The organism is Blastococcus sp. HT6-4 (assembly GCF_039679125.1).
Lineage (GTDB): Bacteria > Actinomycetota > Actinomycetes > Mycobacteriales > Geodermatophilaceae > Blastococcus > Blastococcus montanus.
The window spans coordinates 3350337-3368691 of sequence record NZ_CP155551.1; the positions used below are offsets into that span (position 1 = coordinate 3350337).

Genomic DNA, 18355 nt, shown 5'->3' on the forward strand with positions numbered 1-18355 from the left:
CGCTCCCTGTCGCCTCACCGACGTCCCATCCCGGCCCGGCGGGCACGCTCCACCACGGGTGCGATCACCGTGAGCAGGGCGTCGACGTCGGCGTCGGTGCTCGTGTGCCCGAGGCTGAACCGCAGCGAGCTGCGCGCCCGGTCGGGGTCGGCGCCGACCGCCAGCAGCACGTGGCTCGGCCGGGCCACCCCGGCGCTGCACGCCGATCCGGTCGAGCACTCGATCCCGCGGGCGTCGAGCAGCATGAGCAGGGCATCACCCTCGGCGCCGGGGAAGGACAGGTGCGCGTTGCCGGGCAGCCGGCCCGGGCCGGAGCGCACCACGTCGTCCAGGGGCGCGCCGTTGAGCTGCGCGTCGGGCACCTGCCCGACGACGCCCGCGACCAGCCGGTTGCGCAGCCGGGTCAGCTCGGCCGCCCGCTCCACCCGGCCCTCGACCGCGGTGGCCGCCGCGACGGCCAACCCGACGATCGCGGCGACGTCGAGGGTGCCGGACCGGACGTCGCGCTCCTGTCCGCCGCCGTGCAGCAACGGGGTGCACTCGGCGTCCCGGCGCAGCAGCAGCACGCCGGCGCCCATGGGTCCACCGAGCTTGTGCCCGGTCATGGTCAGGGCGTCGGCGCCGGTGGCGCCGAAGTCGACCAGGACGTGCCCCACCGCCTGCACCGCGTCGGTGTGCAGGGGCACGCCCACGTCGTGCGCGGTGGCGGCGAGGGCGGCGATGTCGCTGACCGTGCCGATCTCGTTGTTGGCCCACATGACGCTCGCGACCGCGACGTCGGTGCCGTCGCCGAGCGCCTCCGCGAGCGCGCGGGGTGTGACCCGGCCGGAGGGCTCGACCGGCAGCCAGGTGACCTCGGCGCCCTCGTGCTTGGCCAGCCACTCCACGCTGTCGAGGACTGCGTGGTGCTCGGCCGGGCTCACCACGATCCGGCGACGGCGGGAGTCGGCCGCGCGCCGGGCCCAGAACAGCCCCTTGACGGCGAGGTTGTCGCTCTCGGTACCGCCGCCGGTGAACAGCACCTCCGACGGCCGGGCACCCAGCGCCTCGGCCACCCGCTCGCGGGCCTGCTCGGCGGCGCGGCGGGCGGCCCGGCCGCTGGCGTGCAGCGACGAGGCGTTGCCGACCCGGCCGAGCTGCTCGGTCATCGCGGCCAGCACCTCGGGCAGCATCGGCGTGGTCGCCGCGTGGTCGAGGTAGACCGGTTCCGAGTCGCTCATGACGGGCTCAGGGTAGTCGCGCGGCCGGCGGGGGCCGCCGTCACCGGGACACCGGCACCCGCACGGGGGGCGATCGCGGCCCCGGCCAGCGCCACGACGGTGAGCACGGCCACCCCGGCCAGCACCGCGCCCGACAGCGGCAGTGCGCCGGCCACCGAGACGGCCACGAGCACCCCGACGACGCCGACGAGCAGCGCGGACCCGGTCACGTCGGCGATCTGGAAGGCCGCCGAGTCCGCGCCGCGGCGGTGCTCCGGCGACTGGTCGAGCAGCAGCACGCCGAGGCTCGGCATCCCGAGCCCCATGCCGAGACCGGCCACCGCCCAGGTGAGGTAGGCCGGCCAGCCGCCGATGCCGGGCACCGCGATCAGCGCCGTCCCCGCCAGCCCGGCGGCGAGCAGCAGGAAGCCCGTGCGCAGCACCGCCACCCGCGGCCACCCGGGGCGGCGGCCCTGCAGCTGGGAGGCGATCGCCCAGCCCAGCGCCGCGGTGGTGAGCGGCACCCCGGCCGCGGCCGCCGGATACCCGTGCAGGGCGGTCAGGGCCAGCGGCAGCAGCGCGTCCATGCCGAAGAAGGCGCCGGCGAGCAGCCCCGGGCACCCACGACCGCCGGCAGCCCGCGGCGCGCCGTCGCCACCCCCGGCGGCAGCAGGGGCCGCAGCCCGGTGACCAGTGCGGCCACCCCCACCACGGCGAGCCCGGCCGCCAGTAGGTCCAGCCGTTGACCGGCGTACTGCAGCAGCACGATGCCCGCGCCGGCGAGCAGCGCCCACCAGCGCCGCCCCGGGGCGGGCGCCACCCCGGCCTCGGGGACGGCGAGGCCCCGGACCGCGGGCAGCACGAGGGCGAGACCGACGAGGATGAGCGGGAGGAGCCCGAGGAACACCAACCGCCAGGTCAGGTGCGTGGTGAGCAGCCCGGCGACGACCGGACCGATCAGGGCCGGCAGCACCCAGGCGGCCGAGATGGCACCGAACAGCCGGGGACGCAGCGCGGCCGCGTAGGCCTGCCCGGCCACCACGTAGAGCGAGACGGCGATGATCCCGCCGCCCACGCCCTGCACCGCCCGCGCGGCCACGAACACCGCCATGGACGTCGCGAGGCCGGCGGCGAGGAGCCCGGCGGCGAAGACCGCGACGCCGGCGAGCAGGGCGGTGCGCGGGCCCCGGCGGTCGCCCAGGTCGCCGCCGAGGACCATGCCGACGACGGAGGCGACGAGATAGGCGCTGAACGGCCACGCGTACCAGGCCAGGCCGTCCAGCTCGGTGACGGCGGTGGGCATGGCCGTCGCCACCGCCATCGCCTCGAACGCCACGAAAGTGACCAGCATCAGCAGGCCGGCAGTGGTGAGCCGGTGCGCGCGGTCGAAGACCGACGGCGCCGCGCGGGTGTCCACGAACCCCCCAACAGTCGTCGCCGGCCACGGCTTCCCGCGGCCGGCGACGACGGTGCTCACACCCGGCCGGCGGGCACGTGCCCGGTGGCGGCGAGCGGGGTGCCGGCCGGCGCCCCGGCGCCCGGGACGGCCGCGCGGGACACGGCGACGGCGACGAGGACCAACCCGACCGAGGCCACGAGGAGGCCCGCCACCTCACCGGCCTTGACCGAGAACTCGCTGGCCATGAACCCGCCGATGCCGAGTACCCAGGCGGCCAGCGCGAGCACCGGCAGCCGGCCGGCGGCCCCGCTCCGCCAGGCACCGGCCGCCAGGACCACGGGCGCCACCAGCAGTGCGGGCAGTGCGAGGACCAGTGGCACGAAGCCCGGGCCGATGTCCGCCGCGAGGACATCGGCCGCCGGCGCCGCCGGGACGGCAGGATCGGTCAGCCGGTACATCTGCAGGTTGAACGCCCCCCGGCCGGCCGCCAGCCAGATCCCACCGAGAGCCAGCAGGACCAGACCGGTGCGGACGGTGCCGGCCCCCCGGCCGGGCAGCGGCCGGCGCGCCGCCACGACCGCCGCGGTCACCAGCAGGGCACCCGCGACGACGAACAAGCCGGCCGACAGCGCCTGCGCCGGGCGGGCTCCGGCGACCGCGGCCAGCCGCGGCCCCCACTCCATCCCCATGTCGGGGAGCACGGCTTGGCCGGCGGTCCAGGCGGCGCCGGCGAGGAAGAGCAGGACGGGCAGCGGGGAACGCTTCATGGCGGATGTCCTCCGGGTCGTGCGGATCGGTGCGGCGATCGTCGGCGCCGCGACCGGTCCCCGCCCTGGAGCCGGCTGCCCGATCGGCTGCAGCGCACTGCAGCCCCCGACGGCAGCCCGCGCCCTCCCGGGAGACCGTGCCGGGTGCCACAGTGAGCCGGTGCCCGGCGTCGGCCTCCTGATCGGTGGCGTCCTCGTCACCTGGGTGGCGTCCGGCCTGGCCGCCGTCTGCCTGACCCCACGCAACGCCGCCGCCCGCTCGCTGCTGGCCGCAGGGCTGCTGCTGGCTGCGAGCACCGGCGCCGAGTCGGTCGCCCGCGAGGTGGCCACCCCGGTCGGCTTCGCCCTCTGGCGCACGGCCGGCTGGATCACCTTCCTGGGAGCGGTGGCCGCCATCGTGCTGACCCTGACCCGGTTGCCCGACGGCGTCGCCGACTCGGTGTGGCACGTCCGGCTCGGCCGGACGCTGGCCGTCCTCGCCGTCGCGGCGCCGGTGCTCGAACTCGTCGGCGCCGCGACGCTGGCCGTCGATGCCGACTCCCCCGCCCGGGAGAACCCGGTCGCCCTGGCCGGGCTCGAGCCCCTCGGGACCGCCGGGACCGTCGTCCGCGCCACCGAACCGGCCTGGGTGCTCCTCGGGATCGTGCTGCTGCTCCTGCGGTGGCGCAACGGCAGCGCCCAGCGGCGCCGGGAGCTCAGCTGGGCGCTGGGCAGCATCGGCCTGCTCGCGGTCCTGCTGGCGCTGATCGTCGTGGTGGAGGTGGCCGGGGCGCCCGTCCCACCGGAACCGGTGTTCGTGCCGCTGTTCCTGCTCGCCCTGGCCCTCTTCCCGGTGGCCCTGCTCATCGGCATCACCCGGCGGGTGCGAAGCCTGGAGGCCCGGCTGGTCGAGTCGCGCGAGCGACTGGTCACCGCGGAGGACGCCGCACGTCGCGCGCTGGAGCGCGACCTCCACGACGGCGTGCAGCAGCAACTGGTCGCCGCGCTGTCCCTCACGGCGCTGGCCGCACGGCACCTGGAACGCAGCCCCGAGGTGGCCGGGGCCACCGTCAGCGAGGTCGGCGAACGGGTGCGCGGGGCGATGACGGAGCTGCGCGAGCTGGTCCGCGGCATCCGTCCCCCCGTGCTCCAGGATGCCGGGCTGGTACCCGCGATCGAGAGCCGGCTGAGCTCGCTGCCGGCTGCGGTGGAGCTGCACACCGACCCCGACGCCGCCGCACGCCGGCCGGCCGCGGTGGAGGCGGCCGCGTACTTCGTCGTCACCGAGGCCGTGACCAACGCCCTGAAGCACGCGCCGGGAAGCCGGGTCGCCGTCCGGATCACCGGGGTCGGCGGCCGCCTGGAGACGGTCGTGGCCGACGACGGTCCGGGGCCGGGACCCGGTACGTCCGCCGGTGGCGGCCTGCGTGGCCTGCAGGACCGGGTCGAGTCGCTCCGCGGCAGCTTCTCGGTGACCGGCGCCCCGGGCACGGGCACCGTCGTCCGGGCGACGTTCCCCGACTCCGGGGGGCCGCGGTGAGCCTGCGGCTCGTCCTCGCCGACGACAACTACCTGGTGCGGGAGGGCGTGCGGCGGCTGCTCGACGAGGGGGACGAGGTCACGACGGTCGGCACGGCCGCCAGCGCGCCCGAGCTGCTGCTGCGTGTCCGGGAGCTGCTCCCCGACGTCGTGCTGACCGACATCCGCATGCCCCCGACGTTCACGACCGACGGCATCACCGCCGCGCTGCGGCTGCGCGCCGAGCACCCGGGCGTAGGGGTGGTCGTGCTCTCCCAGCACGCCGATGCCTCGTACGCGTCCGCGCTGTTCGGGCAGGGCACCGCTGGGCTGGCCTACCTGCTCAAGGACCGGGTCGGCGACCGGGACGAGCTCATCCGGGCCCTGGAGGCCGTCCACACCGGCGGCTCCGTGGTGGACCCGCAGGTCGTCGATGCCCTGCTGGCCGCGGGCCGGCGGACCGCCCGCTCCCCCGTGCGGGACCTCTCCGCCCGTGAGATCGACGTCCTGCGCGGCATGGCGGAGGGACGCACGAACGGCGCCATCGCCGCGGCCCTCCACGTGTCGGAATCCGCCGTGAGCAAGCACGTGGCATCGATCTTCGCCAAGCTCGGGCTGCACGGCTCACCCGACACCGACCGGCGGGTCCGCGCGGTGCTCACCTGGGTGGAGCACCGGGCGGATCCCCCCTGAGATGCGTCGAGCGCCGGCCCCCGGAGGGGCCGGCGCTCGACGGCTGGGTGGTGCGGCCCGCTACTTGCGGGCGTTGATCTGCTCGGTGGCAGCAGGGACGACCGTGTTCAGGTCGCCGATGACACCGAAGTCGGCCAGCTCGAAGATCGGCGCCTCGGGGTCCTTGTTGATGGCCACGATCGTCTTCGAGGTCTGCATGCCGGCGCGGTGCTGGATCGCGCCGGAGATGCCGACGGCGACGTACAGCTGCGGCGAGACGGTCTTGCCGGTCTGCCCCACCTGGAAGCTGTGCGGGTAGAAGCCGGAGTCGACCGCGGCGCGCGAGGCACCCACGGCGGCGCCGAGCGAGTCGGCCAGGCCCTCGATGACCGAGAAGTTCTCGGCGCTGGCGACGCCGCGACCGCCGGAGACGACGATCGAGGCCTCGGTCAGCTCGGGGCGGTTGCTCTTCTGCTCGACGACCCGCTCGACGACCCGGACCTGCTTGGCCTGGTCGCTGACCGAGACGGCGACGGCCTGCTCGGCGCCCGCGGCCGGGGCCGGCTCGGGGGCGACCGAGTTGCCGCGCAGGGTGTAGATCGGGGTGCCGACGGTGACCTGCGAGTGCACGATCGTCGCCCCGGCGAACGCGACCTGGGTCGCGGTGCCGTCGGCGGCGATCTCGGTGACGTCGGTGAGGAAGCCGCTGCCGGTCTTGATGGCCAGGCGGGCGGCGATCTCCTTGCCCTCCGGCGAGGAGGGGATGACGACGGCGGCGGGCGACTTCTCGCTCACCAGCTGCGCCAGCACCTCGGCCTTGGGGGCCACCAGGTAGGCGTCGACGTCCTCGGACTCGGCGACGTAGACGGTCGCGGCGCCGTACTCCGCGAGGGTGTCCTTCACGCCGGCGGCCGTGCCGGGCGCGCCGAGGACGACGGCCGACGGCTCACCGAGCGCACGCGCCGCGGTCAGGGCTTCCAGGGTGGTCTTGCGGACTCCGCCGCCGGCCGGGTCGAGCTCGGCCAGGACCAGGACCTCTGCCATGGGGTGTTCTCCTCTTCCTTCGATCCGGGCCGGGTCAGACGATCTTCTGGCTGGCGAGGAAGTCGACGAACTTCTGCGCGCCGTCGCCCTCGTCGGTCACCTTGACGCCCTCGCCCTTCGGCGGGCGGCCGGCGAAGTCGAGCACCTTGCTGGTGGCGCTCGCCAGACCCACGCTGCCGGCGTCGACGCCGAGGTCGGCCAGCGACTTGGTCTCGACCGGCTTCTTCTTCGCGGCCATGATCCCCTTGAACGAGGGGTAGCGCGGCTCGTTGATCGTGTCCCAGGTCGAGATGATCGCCGGCAGCGGCGCCTCGAGGGCCCAGAAGCCGCCGTCGGTCTGCCGCTCGACCTTCGCCGTGCCGCCCTCGATGGTGACCTTGCGGGCACCGGACAGCTGCGGGAGGCCGAGGCGCTCGGCGATCAGGGCGGGCATGACCGACAGCTGCGCGTCGGTGGCCTCCGCGCCGCAGAGCACGAGGTCGTACTCCATCTGGCCCAGCGCCGCGGCGATGACCGCCGAGGTCTGCACCGCGCACGAGCCGTGGATGGCGTCGTCGACGACGTGCACGGCCTTGTCGGCGCCCATGGACAGCGCCTTGCGGATGGCGTCGGTGGCGGAGTCGGGGCCCACGGTCAGGACGGTGACCTCGCCGCCCTGCGCCTCCTTGATGGTGAGCGCCTCCTCGATGGCGTACTCGTCCATCTCGTTGATCACGTTGTCGGCGGACGCACGGGCGACGGTGTTGTCGGCCGGGTCCAGCTTGCGCTCACTTCCCGAGTCCGGGACCTGCTTGACAAGAACGACGATGTTCATCGCGCTGAACCTTCCTCAGGACGCGTTCAGGATGCGGGCACGAAGACCCGCCTGGCTCCGATCATGGAGGCTACTGGGCGGTAACGCCGATGCGAGCCGAGGGGCAGGTGAGGCACGTCACGCCCGGCTCCAGCGGGACGCCGTCCACTCCCCCGCCGCGGCGAAGTGCCGCAGCGTCTCGGTGTGCGGGGCCAGGTCGAGCCCCTGCGCCGCCACCCACTCGTCGGAGTAGTACGTGCGGGCGTACCGCTCGCCGCCGTCGCACAGCAGCGTGACCACGCTGCCGCGCCGGCCCGCGGCGAGCATCTCGGCCACCAGGCCGAAGGCCCCCCACAGGTTCGTGCCCGTCGATCCGCCGGCCCGGCGGCCGGTCACCCGCTCGAGGTGCCGCATCGCGGCCAGCGAGGCGGCGTCGGGCACCCCGATCATCCGGTCGACGATCGTGGGCACGAACGACGGCTCCACCCGCGGGCGGCCGATGCCCTCGATCCGCGACGGCGTCCCGGTCGTCCGGCCGGCGTCCCCGGACGCGTAGCCGGGGAGAAAGGCCGAGTTCTCCGGATCCACGACCGCCAGCCGGGTGGGGTGCCGGCGGTAGCGGATGTAGCGGCCGATGGTGGCGCTCGTGCCGCCCGTGCCGGCACCCACGACGACCCACTCCGGGACCGGGTGCCGCTCCGCCGCGAGCTGCTCGAAGACGGACTCGGCGATGTTGTTGTTCCCGCGCCAGTCGGTGGCCCGCTCGGCGTAGGTGAACTGGTCGAGGTAGTGCCCGCCGCACTCGGCCGCCAGCCGGCGGGCCTCCTCGTACATGTCCGGCGCGTGGTCCACGAAGTGGCACACGCCCCCGTGGAACTCGATCAGCGCGATCTTCTCCGGGCTGGTCGACCGCGGCATGACCGCGACGAACGGCAGGCCGAGCATCCGCGCGAAGTAGGCCTCGCTGACCGCCGTCGACCCGCTGGAGGACTCGACGACCGTGCTGCCCTCGGTGATCTGCCCGGAGCACAACCCGTAGAGGAACAGCGACCGGGCCAGCCGGTGCTTGAGGCTGCCGGTCGGATGCGTCGACTCGTCCTTGAGGTAGAGGTCGATGCCCCACTCCGGCGGGAGCGGGTAGACCAGCAGGTGGGTGTCGGCGCTGCGCCGGGCGTCGGCCTCGACCGCGGCCACGGCCCGGTCGACCCACGCCCGTCCGGCCGGGTCCGAGCGGTCGACGTCGGCGGGGTCGGAGGGAGTCACCCGCGCATGATCGCGCACCGGGGAACCGGCGCCCCCCGGTGCGCCGTGCCCCACGCCGTCATGCCCGTGGGCAGACGCACCCTCGGGTGGTGGCGTGCCCCGCGCTGGCCCGGCAGTACCGCAGCGAGATCCGGTCGTGCGCGTCCAGCGCGTGCGGGCAGGCCGGGCAGGCGCCCTCCGCGACGCTCTGCACGTGGCGGGCGGGGCGGGGCGGGGCGGAGATCATGGGACGACCTGACTGAGCCGGGGTGACCGGCGCGCGGTGACGTGCTCCCGGTCCCGGCACCGGCAGAGAGCCGGTGCGCGAGGTGGACCAGGACGACCCCGACGCTACGCCCCGGCCCGCCCGGCGCCCTCCGGCTCGACCGGGGCGACCAGCACCGGGCGGTCGGCAGGGGTCACCGTGACGGTGGCCCCGGGGGTCAGCGACTGGCTCTCGGCGCTGGCGACGTCGACGCGCGCCTCCACCGCGCCGGGCAGCGCGACCAGCACGCGGGTGACGGCACCGGAGAACGTGCGGGTCACCACCCGCCCGTCACCTGCCGGGTCGGCCCGCACGACCAGGGACTCGGGCCGCACCAGCGCCACCACCGGGCCGGGGGACGGCGCCGCGCCGGCGAGGGGCCGGCGGGTGCCGAGCAGGTGCACCTCTCCCCCCGCGAGCGTGGCCGGCAGCCGGTTCATCGTGCCCACGAACTCGGCGACGAAGGCGGTGGCCGGGCGCTCGTACAACTCGTCGGGCGAGGCCACCTGCTCGAGCCGGCCGGACCGCATGACCCCCACCCGGTCGGCGACCGACAGCGCCTCCGCCTGGTCGTGCGTGACGAACACGGTCGTGATGCCCAGCTCCAGCTGGATGCGGCGGATCTCCTCGCGCAGCTGCACCCGCACCTGCGCGTCGAGCGCGGAGAGCGGCTCGTCGAGGAGGAGCACCTGCGGCGACACGGCCAGCGCCCGGGCCAGCGCGACCCGCTGCTGCTGCCCCCCGGAGAGCTGGTGGGGGTAGCGGGTGGCGCGGTCGGCGAGCCCCACCAGCTCCAGCAGCTCCGCCGCCCGGGCGGTCTGCTCCGACTTCGCGCGCCGCCGGACCCGCAGCCCGAACGCGACGTTCTCGGCCACCGTCAGGTTGGGGAACAGGCTGTAGGCCTGGAACACCATGCCCATGTCGCGCTTGCTGGCCGGCACCCCGGTGACGTCCCGGCCCCCGACGAGCACCCGCCCGGAGTCGGGCTGGGCGAAGCCGGCGATCGCCCGCAGCGCCGTCGTCTTGCCGCAGCCCGAGGGCCCCAGCAGGGCGAGGAACTCGCCCCCGACGATGTCGAGGTCCAGGCCGTCGAGCGCGACGACGGAGCCGTAACGACGGGTCAGCCCGTCCAGCCGGATGGGCACCCCGGGGCGCTCCCGGAGGCCGGTCGGCCCGGGCACCCGCGCGGAGACGGCGGTCATGAGCTCTCCTTCGTGCCGCGCCGGCGGTCCAGCGCGGAGATCATCAGCAGCAGCACCCAGGTGACGACCAGCGACAGCACGGAGACCGCCACCGACAGCTGGGGCTGGGAGCCCGAGATGCGGACGATCCACGTCGGGAAGGTCTCGAAGCCCAGGATCGCGGCGATCGTGTACTCGCCGAGGACCAGGGCGAGGGTCAGGAACGAGGCGTTGAGCACCGAGGTGCGCAACGCCGGCAGCACCACCGAGACCAGCACCCGCGGCCACGAGGCCCCGAGGTTGCGAGCGGCCTCGGTGAGCGTGCGCAACCCGGCCCCGCGCACGCCGGCGTCGAGGGCCCGGTAGACGAACGGCAGGGCGAGGACGACGTAGACGAAGACGAGGATCCACGGCAGCGCGGGCTCCTGGAGCGCGAAGAACGCCTCGGCCAGCGCCGTCCCGTAGAAGTGCTCCGGCGCCCAGGCCAGCACGCTGCGCACCCCGACGACGAGGGCGATCGGGGGCAGCACGAGCGGCATGAGGGTGAGCAGCTCGACCGTCGTGCGCAGCCGTGGCAGCCGCAGCTCGACCAGCACGACGGTCGGCACCATGAGCAGCAGGACCAGGACGACGGTGAGGGCGCCGAGGGCCAGCGACCGCGTGAACGCCTCCGCGAAGCCCTCGGCGCCGGGGATGCCGGCGTAGACCCGGCCGCTGAACCCGCCGCGCCCGCGGTCGCGCACGGTGAACCACACCGACGCCGCGATCGGCACCAGGAAGTACAGGCCCAGGACGGCGAGGACGGCGTACCGCCAGGCCCCCGCCCCGCGGCGGCCGCGGCGACCGCGGCGCTGCGGCGTCTCCGGTTCGACGCCGCCGGCACCGGCGACGTTCTCGGCGAGCAGGGTCATGTCAGCCACCGCTGGGTCCGGCGCTGCACCCAGGCGTAGAAGACCATCACCAGGCCGATGAGCACGACCATGCCCAGCGCCAGGGCCTTGCCCACGTTCTCCGACCCGACGACGACGTTGCTCGACAGGGCGTCGGCGATCTGCAGGGTGACCAGCGGGATGCTGCTGCCGACGAGCGCCCGGGCCGTGGCGTACGCCGCGAAGGCCGACGCGAACAGCAGCATCGTGGCGCCGAGGACCGGCGGCAGGAGCACCGGGCCGCCCACGTAGCGCCAGTACTGCCAGCCGGTGGCGCCCAGGTTGTCCGCCGCCTCGCGCCACTGCGGCCGCAGCGCCTCCAGTGCCGGGATGATCGTCAGCACCATGAGCGGGATCAGGAAGTACAGGTAGACCAGCGCCAGGCCGGTCATGGAGTACAGCGAGAAGCCGCCCAGCCCGAGGCCGAGGGTGTCGGTGAGCAGCGCGGTCACCACCCCGGCGTTGCCACCGATCGTGGCGATGAAGGCGAAGGCGAGCGGGATGCCGCCGAAGTTGGCCAGGACGCCGGAGGCGGTGAGCACCAGCCGGCGCAGCAGCCGGCCGCGGCGGGCCCGGAGCACGGCGATCGCCAGGGCCAGGCCCAGCGCCGCGCCGATGACCGCGGTGATCAGCGACAGCTGCAGGCTCCCGACGTAGGCCCGCCGGTAGGCGCCGTCGGTGATCGCCTCGACCGAGGCCGTGGACCAGGTCTCCTCGAAGGTGACCGGGTCGGTCGCCCGGAACGCCTCCACGGCGAGCACGCCGATCGGGAGGACCAGGAACACGGCGATGTAGAGCAGGAAGGGCAGCGCCCCCAGGACGACGAGCACGCGGCCGCGCCGGCCCCTGCGACGAGGGACCGGCGCGACTCCGTGGGTTGGTGCGGTACTCAGCCGGACATCTCCGCGTTCCAGCGCTCGGCGACGACCGCCTGCGCCGCGGTCTGTTGCTCCTCGGTCGGGAACTTCGCCGTCCCCTGGACCTCGGGCAGCGCGGCCAGCGCGTCGGCGTCGGCCGTGCCGGCCTCCTCCATCGCAGGCAGCCGGACCGGCCGGGCGCCGCCGTTCAGCCAGATGTTCTGTCCCTCATCGCTGTAGAGGAACTCCTGCCACAGCCGGGCCGCGGCCGGGTGCGGCGCGAACTTGCTGATCGCCTGGCTGTAGTAGCTGCCGAACAGGCCGTCGGAGGGCACGGCCACCTCCCACTCGACGCCCTGGTCGGCGAGGGTCTCGGTGAGCCCGGCGTTGAGGTAGTCCCAGTCGATCGAGATCGGCGTCTCGCCGCTCTGGATGGTGGCCGGGGTGATCTCGACGGGATTGAAGTTGCCGACGTCCTTGATCCGGCCGAAGAAGTCGATCCCCGGGCCGATCTCGTCCAGGCTGCCGCCGTTGGCCAGGGACGCCGCCCAGACCCCGCTGAAGGCCGCCGCCGCCTGGGTCGGGTTGCCGTTGAGGGCCACCTGACCGGCGTACTGCGGGTCGAGCAGATCGGCGAACGTCGTCGGGCACTCGTCGACGACCGAGGCGTTGCAGCCGATGGAGATGTAGCCGCCGTAGTCGTTGTACCAGTGGCCCTCGGGGTCCTTCTGGTCCTCGGGGATCTCACCCCAGGTCTGCACCTGGTACGGCGCCGTGAGGCCCTGCGCCTGCGCCTGGCGGGCGAACGCGGTGCCGAGGTCCAGCACGTCGGGCGCGCGGTCCTGGCCCTTCTGGCTCTCGACGGCGTTGAGCTCGTCCTGGCTGGAACCGTCGGGGCTGGCGCTGTTGATCTCGATGTCGTACTTCTCGCTGAAGGTCTCGAGCATCTCGCCGTAGTTGGCCCAGTCCGGGGGCAGCGCGATCACGTTGAGCTCGCCCTCGGCCTGCGCGGCCTCGACGAGGGCGTCCATGCCGCCGAAGTCCTCCACCGAGGTCGCGGTCGCGGCGTCGCTGCCGTCGCCCCCGCCCGAGCCGGAGCCGGCGTCGCCGCCGGAGCCGCAGGCGGTCAGGGTCAGCCCAGCGGTGACCACCGCGATCGTGGTCCGCAGGGTGCTTCGTCGCACGTGTCCTCCTGGTGTGGTGCCGCGCCGCGACCGGTGCCCCGTTGGCACCGGTCGGGCGGCCTCCGGGATTGTCGCCGATGCGGTACCGCTTTGTGCAGTACTGCCAGGTGACCGTTACGTGACCGTTGGACCACGGACCGTTCGGTTCAGCGGCCGGTGAACGTGGCCTTGCCGGGGCCGCTCTCCAGGAACGAGCGCATGCCGGTGGCCTGGTCCTCGGTGTCGAAGAGCCCGGCGAACAGCTCGGTCTCGAGCGCCAGGCCCTCGTCGAGGCTGCGGTCCAGCCCCCCGTCGATCGCCCGCTTCGCGGCCGCGAGCGCCAGGGGCGGGCCCGCGGCGAGCTTCCGGGCCATCGCCAGCGCCGTCTCGTAGACCTCGGCGTCGGGGACGACGGCGTCGGCGAGCCCCATCTCCCGGGCCTCCTCCGCGCCGACGTGCCGGCCGGTGAAGACCAGGTCCTTGGCCCGGGCCGGGCCGACCAGGCGGGCCAGCCGCTGGGTGCCGCCCGCGCCGGGGATGATGCCGAGCAGGATCTCGGGCTGGCCGATCTTCGCGGAGGCGCCGAGCACCCGGAAGTCGGCGCACAGCGCCAGCTCGTAGCCGCCGCCCAGGGCGTAGCCGGTGATCGCGGCGATGACCGGCTTCGGGATGTGGGCGACCGTCCGGAACGACTCCTGCAGCTCCCGGCCCCACGCGGTCATGCCCCCGGCATCCAGCTGGGACATGGCCTTGATGTCGGCGCCGGCGGCGAACACCCGCTCCCCGCCGTAGATCACCACGGCCCGGACGTCGTCGCGCTCGCCAGCCTCCAGCGCGGCGGCCCGCACCTCCAGGTGCAGCTGCTCGTCGATCGCGTTCATCTTCGGGCGGTCGAGCCGGATGGTGCCGACTCCGTCCTCGACCTGCAGGGTCACGAACTCGGGCTCGGCCATGGTGCGGTTCCTCCAGGTGCGGACGACGTCGTCCAGGGCACCCTAGCCAGGGGCCGGTCCCCGGCAGCCCGGATCCGTCCCCGTCAGGGGTGGCCCAGGACGTTGAGCACGTTGCCGTCGGGATCGCGGACGAAGAAGCGGCGCACCCCCCAGGGCTCGTCCGTCAGGGGGTGCACGATCTCCGCGCCGGAGGCGACGGCGGCGGCATGGGCGGCGTCGACGTCGTCGACCTCCACGGACACCACCGGGACGACCGGGGCTGTCGCGTCGTGGGACACGAGGCTGATCTGGCGGCTCCCCGTGGCCGGGTCGGCGAGGGTCACGATCCACCCGTGGTCCATCACCGGTTCCAGCCCGAGCACGTCGCCGTAGAACCGGCGCGCCGCGTCGAGGTCGGCGCTCGTGAGATCGGGGACCACCCGGAGGACTGCCATGCCGGCATGCTCGCAGCCCCGGGAAGGGTCAGCCGGCCCGGCGGGCGGTGAACCGACCGTCGGTCCGCGTCAGCGACAGCGACAGCCCGAAGGTCTCCGAGAGCACCTCGGCGGTGAGCACGTCGTCGGCCGCCCCGGCCGCGACGATCCCGCCCTCACGCAGGAGCAGGGCGTGGGTGTAGCCGGGCGGGATCTCCTCGACGTGGTGGGTGACCAGCACCTGGGCGGGCGCGTAGTGGTACCTCGCGAGATCCGACAGCCGGGCGACCAGGTCCTCGCGGCCGGCCAGGTCCAGGCCCGCGCCGGGCTCGTCGAGCAGCAGCAGCTCCGGGTCGGGCATCAGCGCGCGGGCGATCTGCGTCCGCTTCCGCTCGCCCTCGCTGAGAGTGCCGAACGGCCGGTTGGCGAACGGGGCAACCCCCCACTGCTCCATGAGCACCGCCGCCCGCGTCAGGTCGTGGACGTCGTACTGCTCCCGCCACCGGCCGACCACGGCGTAGCCGGCGGACACGACGATGTCGCCGGTGCGCTCGGCCGGCTCGATGCGCTGGGCCAGCGAGGCGCTGGTGAGGCCGATCCGCGGCCGCAGCTCGAAGACGTCGACGGCGCCGAGTGTCTCGCCGAGCAGCCGCACCTCGCCGCGGGTGGGGTGCAGCTGCGCCGCGGCGAGCTGCAGCAGCGTGGTCTTGCCCGCCCCGTTCGGACCGAGCACCACCCAGCGCTGGTCCTCCTCGACCACCCAGTCGACGCCCTTGAGCAGGTGGTTCTGCCCCCGGACGACGTCGACTCCGGCCATCCGTACGACCGCCCCCTCGGGGGCGTCAGGGTTCGACACGCCCCCATCCAACCAACCCCGCCGGTCGTCGGTGCGCCCCCTCCGGTCGCGGAGACGGCACGATCACCGGGTGATCGATTCCTCCGCAGCCGGATCCCCGGTCCCCGGCGTGCTGCCCGGCACGCCCGCTCCGCTCGGCGCCACCTGGGACGGGCGCGGGACGAACTTCGCGCTGTGGTCGGCCGGGGCCTCCGCCGTCGACCTGTGCCTGTTCACCCCCGACGGGACCGAGCACCGCCACCGGCTCGAGGAGACCACCCACCAGGTGTGGCACGGCCGGCTGCCCGGCGTCGGCCCCGGCCAGCGCTACGGCTACCGGGTGCACGGCGGCTACGACCCGTTCTCCGGTCTGCGCTGCAACCCGGCCAAGCTGCTGCTCGACCCCTACGCCCGGGCCGTCGACGGCGAGCTGCGGCTGGACGGCGCGCTGTTCGGCCACCCGTCCGACGCCCCGGACTCCCCCGTCCCCGACGCCCGGGACTCCGCGCCGTTCGTCCCTCGCGGGGTCGTCGTGCACGACCCGTTCCCGTGGGACGGCGACCGGCCGCTGCGCCGCTCCTGGTCGGACACCGTCATCTACGAGGTCCACGTCAAGGGCGCCACCGCCCGGCACCCCGGTGTGCCGGCGCACCTGCGCGGTACCTACGCCGGTCTGGCCCACCCGGCGTTCGTGGAGCACCTGCTCGCGCTCGGCGTCACCGCGGTCGAGCTGCTGCCGGTGCACCACTTCGTCAGCGAGCCGCACCTCCTCCGGCGCGGGCTGACCAACTACTGGGGCTACAACACCCTCGGCTACTTCGCCCCGCACGCGGCCTACAGCGCCTCCGGCAGCGCGGGGGGGCAGGTGACCGAGTTCAAGACGATGGTCAAGGAGCTGCACGCCGCCGGCATCGAGGTGATCCTCGACGTCGTCTACAACCACACCGCCGAGGGCGACCACACCGGGCCGACGCTGTCGTTCAAGGGCATCGACAACCCCGGCTACTACCGCCTCGACGGCGAGAACCCCGGCCGCTACACCGACTACACCGGTTGCGGGAACACCCTGGACGTCCGGCGGCCGGCGGTGCTGGGCCTGCTCATGGACTCGCTGCGGTACTGGGTCACCGAGATGCACGTCGACGGTTTCCGGTTCGACCTCGCCTCCGCGCTGGCCCGCTCGATGCACGACGTCGACCGGCTCTCGGCCTTCTTCGACGTCGTCCACCAGGACCCGGTGGTCAGCCATGTCAAGCTGATCGCCGAGCCCTGGGACGTCGGGCCGGGCGGGTACCAGGTGGGCAACTTCCCGCCGCCGTGGACGGAGTGGAACGGCAAGTACCGCGACACCGTCCGGGACGTCTGGTCGGGCGCGCACGTGGGGGTCCGCGACCTCGCCTACCGGCTGACCGGCTCCTCCGACCTCTACCGCTCCGACGGCCGCCGGCCCTTCGCCAGCATCAACTTCGTCACCGCCCACGACGGGTTCACGATGCGGGACCTGGTCACCTACGAGCGCAAGCGCAACGAGGCCAACGGCGAGGACAACCGCGACGGCGAGGGCCACAACCGGAACTGGAACTGCGGCGTCGAGGGCCCGACCGACGACCCGGCGGTGACCGCGCTGCGGGCCCGCCAGGTGCGCAACCTCCTGACCACGCTGCTGCTGTCGACCGGCGTCCCGATGCTCACGGCCGGCGACGAGCTGGGCCGCACGCAGCAGGGCAACAACAACGCCTACTGCCAGGACAACGAGTTGTCGTGGCTGGACTGGACGTCGGTCGACGCGGACCTGCTCGCCTTCGTCACCCGCCTGGTGCGGCTGCGGCGCGGCGCCCCGGTGCTGCGTCAGGAGGCGTTCTTCGAGGGCCACGAGCTGCCGGGCAGCGACGGCACCCGGGACCTCGCGTGGTTCGCCCCGGCCGGCGGCCAGCTCACGACCGGCGACTGGTTCGACACCGGCCTGCAGACCCTCGGCATGTACCTCGACGGCCGCGGCATCCGGCACCGCGACCAGCACGGCCACCCGGTGCTCGACGACTCCTACCTCGTGCAGCTGCACGCCGGCCCCGAGCCGGTGACCGTGACGCTGCCCGGGCCGCCGTGGGCCGACGGCTACGAGCTGGTGCTGTCCACCGAGTACCCGGCCGGCGCCCCGCCGGAGCCGACCTTCGTGGCTCCGGGGCCGCTGGTGATGCCCGGCCGCTGCATCTGGCTGCTCCGCGTCGAACGCCGCCCCTGAGGCATCTGCTGTCCCCTCGGAAGATCATCGTCATGGGTGGCAGGAACCTCACCAACCGTCCGGACCCGCCATCCGACTCCGACAAGGAGTTGAGGAGCGAGAACGCGGGCCTGCTCGCACATGGCGTAGCGGACCAGCTACGAGCCGTACCGACATGTCCGACTCAGGTGAGCCCGTACGGACACGAGGAACGCAGGGCTCGATTCGTGGCCGATGCAGTAGAAGCCTCTTCAGCCTCGATGGGCGAGGACGTCAGGACGGCCCCATGCTGAATGAGCAACTTCAGAGCCCCCCTGCACCTCAGGGTGGCCGGCGGTTCACATTGCGCAGCCTGACGGCGGTCGCCGCCTCGATAGGGGGAGCATGGGTCGCCTTCGTAGCAATGGTGGCCAGCCTCAATACGATCACGAGCTCGCCAGAAGCCTTCCGCAACGGTGAAGTCATCGAGTTCGCCAACCACTATTTCGACACGGCGGTAGGGGAACCAGGTCGCGCTCGCGCCGAGCTGACCACGCGGGGGTTTCAAGACCTACGCCAGACCCAGGAACCGGGCTACACCGAACATTGGGCAAGCATTTCAGACGTGGACCTCCTCTCCGTGGGCCCAGCAGAGGTCGGCAACAACTGGTTCGACATGCACTACGAGATCATCTACCGAAGCGGTCTTCGCGAGGACATACGAAGCAGATGGCACATGACTTGCGCTGACCTCTTCAGGACCTATGCCCCATATTACGAGTGCGCGCGCGACGATCTGCGCCTGGACGACTTGGCGCGAGTTGATTAGCCGCTGAGGCCTAGCGACCGATCAGTCGTCAGGTCGGGATCTGCACCCCGGCCCTGGAGAGTCGAGTCGGGCGGCGACGATCCGCGGCGACAGGGCGCCTGCCCTCGTTCTCGAGGG

19 protein-coding genes are annotated in these 18355 nt (G+C 73.9%); 4 read left to right on the forward strand and 15 right to left on the reverse strand.

Translation table 11 applies throughout. The features are described from left to right. Positions 1 to 14: 14 nt before the first annotated feature. The 4 genes from ABDB74_RS15935 to ABDB74_RS15950 are packed head-to-tail and all read right to left on the reverse strand — an operon-like array spanning position 15 to position 3365. Positions 15 to 1220: a cysteine desulfurase family protein gene (locus tag ABDB74_RS15935; protein WP_346619738.1), complete on the reverse strand. Its 1206-nt coding sequence runs from the start codon at positions 1218 to 1220 to the stop codon at positions 15 to 17. Then, positions 1217 to 1786 (reverse strand): hypothetical protein, encoded by a 570-nt coding sequence (locus ABDB74_RS15940; protein ID WP_346619739.1) that lies wholly within the window; start codon positions 1784 to 1786, stop codon positions 1217 to 1219. Before ABDB74_RS15940 ends, ABDB74_RS15935 begins: the two co-directional genes overlap by 4 nt. Beyond that, positions 1759 to 2616, reverse strand: coding sequence for an MFS transporter (locus ABDB74_RS15945; protein ID WP_346619740.1), 858 nt, complete (start codon positions 2614 to 2616; stop codon positions 1759 to 1761). Before ABDB74_RS15945 ends, ABDB74_RS15940 begins: the two co-directional genes overlap by 28 nt. Positions 2617 to 2672: 56 nt before the next feature. Further along, positions 2673 to 3365: a hypothetical protein gene (locus ABDB74_RS15950; RefSeq protein ID WP_346619741.1), complete on the reverse strand. Its 693-nt coding sequence runs from the start codon at positions 3363 to 3365 to the stop codon at positions 2673 to 2675. Positions 3366 to 3525: 160 nt separating this feature from the next. Here ABDB74_RS15950 and ABDB74_RS15955 point away from each other — a divergent pair, with 160 nt between their 5' ends. Both ABDB74_RS15955 and ABDB74_RS15960 read left to right on the forward strand, forming a co-directional pair. Next, positions 3526 to 4884, forward strand: a complete 1359-nt coding sequence (locus ABDB74_RS15955; protein WP_346619742.1) for a histidine kinase — start codon at positions 3526 to 3528, stop codon at positions 4882 to 4884. Further along, positions 4881 to 5555, forward strand: a complete 675-nt coding sequence (locus ABDB74_RS15960; protein ID WP_346619743.1) for a response regulator transcription factor — start codon at positions 4881 to 4883, stop codon at positions 5553 to 5555. Before ABDB74_RS15955 ends, ABDB74_RS15960 begins: the two co-directional genes overlap by 4 nt. A gap of 60 nt (positions 5556 to 5615) precedes the next feature. Here the strand turns inward: ABDB74_RS15960 and ABDB74_RS15965 are convergent, their stop codons facing one another. The 11 genes from ABDB74_RS15965 to ABDB74_RS16015 form a co-directional block, all read right to left on the reverse strand. Continuing rightward, positions 5616 to 6578, reverse strand: a complete 963-nt coding sequence (locus tag ABDB74_RS15965; protein WP_346619744.1) for an electron transfer flavoprotein subunit alpha/FixB family protein — start codon at positions 6576 to 6578, stop codon at positions 5616 to 5618. A gap of 34 nt (positions 6579 to 6612) precedes the next feature. Beyond that, positions 6613 to 7392 carry an electron transfer flavoprotein subunit beta/FixA family protein gene (locus ABDB74_RS15970; protein WP_346619745.1) on the reverse strand — a complete coding sequence of 260 codons (780 nt, stop codon included), beginning with the start codon at positions 7390 to 7392 and terminating at the stop codon, positions 6613 to 6615. A gap of 117 nt (positions 7393 to 7509) precedes the next feature. Next, positions 7510 to 8634, reverse strand: a complete 1125-nt coding sequence (locus tag ABDB74_RS15975) for a PLP-dependent cysteine synthase family protein (protein WP_346619746.1) — start codon at positions 8632 to 8634, stop codon at positions 7510 to 7512. Positions 8635 to 8692: 58 nt separating this feature from the next. Continuing rightward, positions 8693 to 8860: an RGCVC family protein gene (locus tag ABDB74_RS15980; RefSeq protein WP_346619747.1), complete on the reverse strand. Its 168-nt coding sequence runs from the start codon at positions 8858 to 8860 to the stop codon at positions 8693 to 8695. Positions 8861 to 8964: 104 nt separating this feature from the next. Continuing rightward, positions 8965 to 10080, reverse strand: a complete 1116-nt coding sequence (locus tag ABDB74_RS15985) for an ABC transporter ATP-binding protein (protein ID WP_346619748.1) — start codon at positions 10078 to 10080, stop codon at positions 8965 to 8967. Beyond that, positions 10077 to 10970 (reverse strand): ABC transporter permease, encoded by an 894-nt coding sequence (locus ABDB74_RS15990; RefSeq protein WP_346623901.1) that lies wholly within the window; start codon positions 10968 to 10970, stop codon positions 10077 to 10079. The genes ABDB74_RS15985 and ABDB74_RS15990 overlap by 4 nt, the downstream gene beginning before the upstream one ends. Next, positions 10967 to 11818 (reverse strand): ABC transporter permease subunit, encoded by an 852-nt coding sequence (locus ABDB74_RS15995; RefSeq protein WP_346619749.1) that lies wholly within the window; start codon positions 11816 to 11818, stop codon positions 10967 to 10969. Before ABDB74_RS15995 ends, ABDB74_RS15990 begins: the two co-directional genes overlap by 4 nt. A 59-nt stretch (positions 11819 to 11877) precedes the next feature. After that, the gene (locus ABDB74_RS16000) at positions 11878 to 13029 is read right to left on the reverse strand and encodes an extracellular solute-binding protein (protein ID WP_346619750.1); all 1152 of its coding nucleotides are present in this window, start codon (positions 13027 to 13029) and stop codon (positions 11878 to 11880) included. Between the two features lie 146 nt (positions 13030 to 13175). Next, complete coding sequence (locus tag ABDB74_RS16005; RefSeq protein ID WP_346619751.1) at positions 13176 to 13961, reverse strand: enoyl-CoA hydratase-related protein; 786 nt, start codon at positions 13959 to 13961, stop codon at positions 13176 to 13178. Positions 13962 to 14044: 83 nt separating this feature from the next. Further along, a complete protein-coding gene (locus tag ABDB74_RS16010; RefSeq protein WP_346619752.1) occupies positions 14045 to 14395 on the reverse strand; it encodes a VOC family protein in 351 nt (116 codons plus the stop codon). A 28-nt stretch (positions 14396 to 14423) separates the two neighbouring features. Beyond that, positions 14424 to 15230, reverse strand: coding sequence for an ABC transporter ATP-binding protein (locus ABDB74_RS16015; protein ID WP_346619753.1), 807 nt, complete (start codon positions 15228 to 15230; stop codon positions 14424 to 14426). Positions 15231 to 15300: 70 nt separating this feature from the next. Between ABDB74_RS16015 and glgX the strand changes: the two genes are divergently transcribed. Both glgX and ABDB74_RS16025 read left to right on the forward strand, forming a co-directional pair. Beyond that, entirely contained in the window at positions 15301 to 17451 is a 2151-nt protein-coding gene (gene glgX / locus ABDB74_RS16020) for a glycogen debranching protein GlgX (RefSeq protein ID WP_346619754.1), read from the forward strand. 265 nt (positions 17452 to 17716) lie between these two features. Beyond that, complete coding sequence (locus tag ABDB74_RS16025) at positions 17717 to 18238, forward strand: hypothetical protein (RefSeq protein ID WP_346619755.1); 522 nt, start codon at positions 17717 to 17719, stop codon at positions 18236 to 18238. Positions 18239 to 18355: the final 117 nt, after the last annotated feature.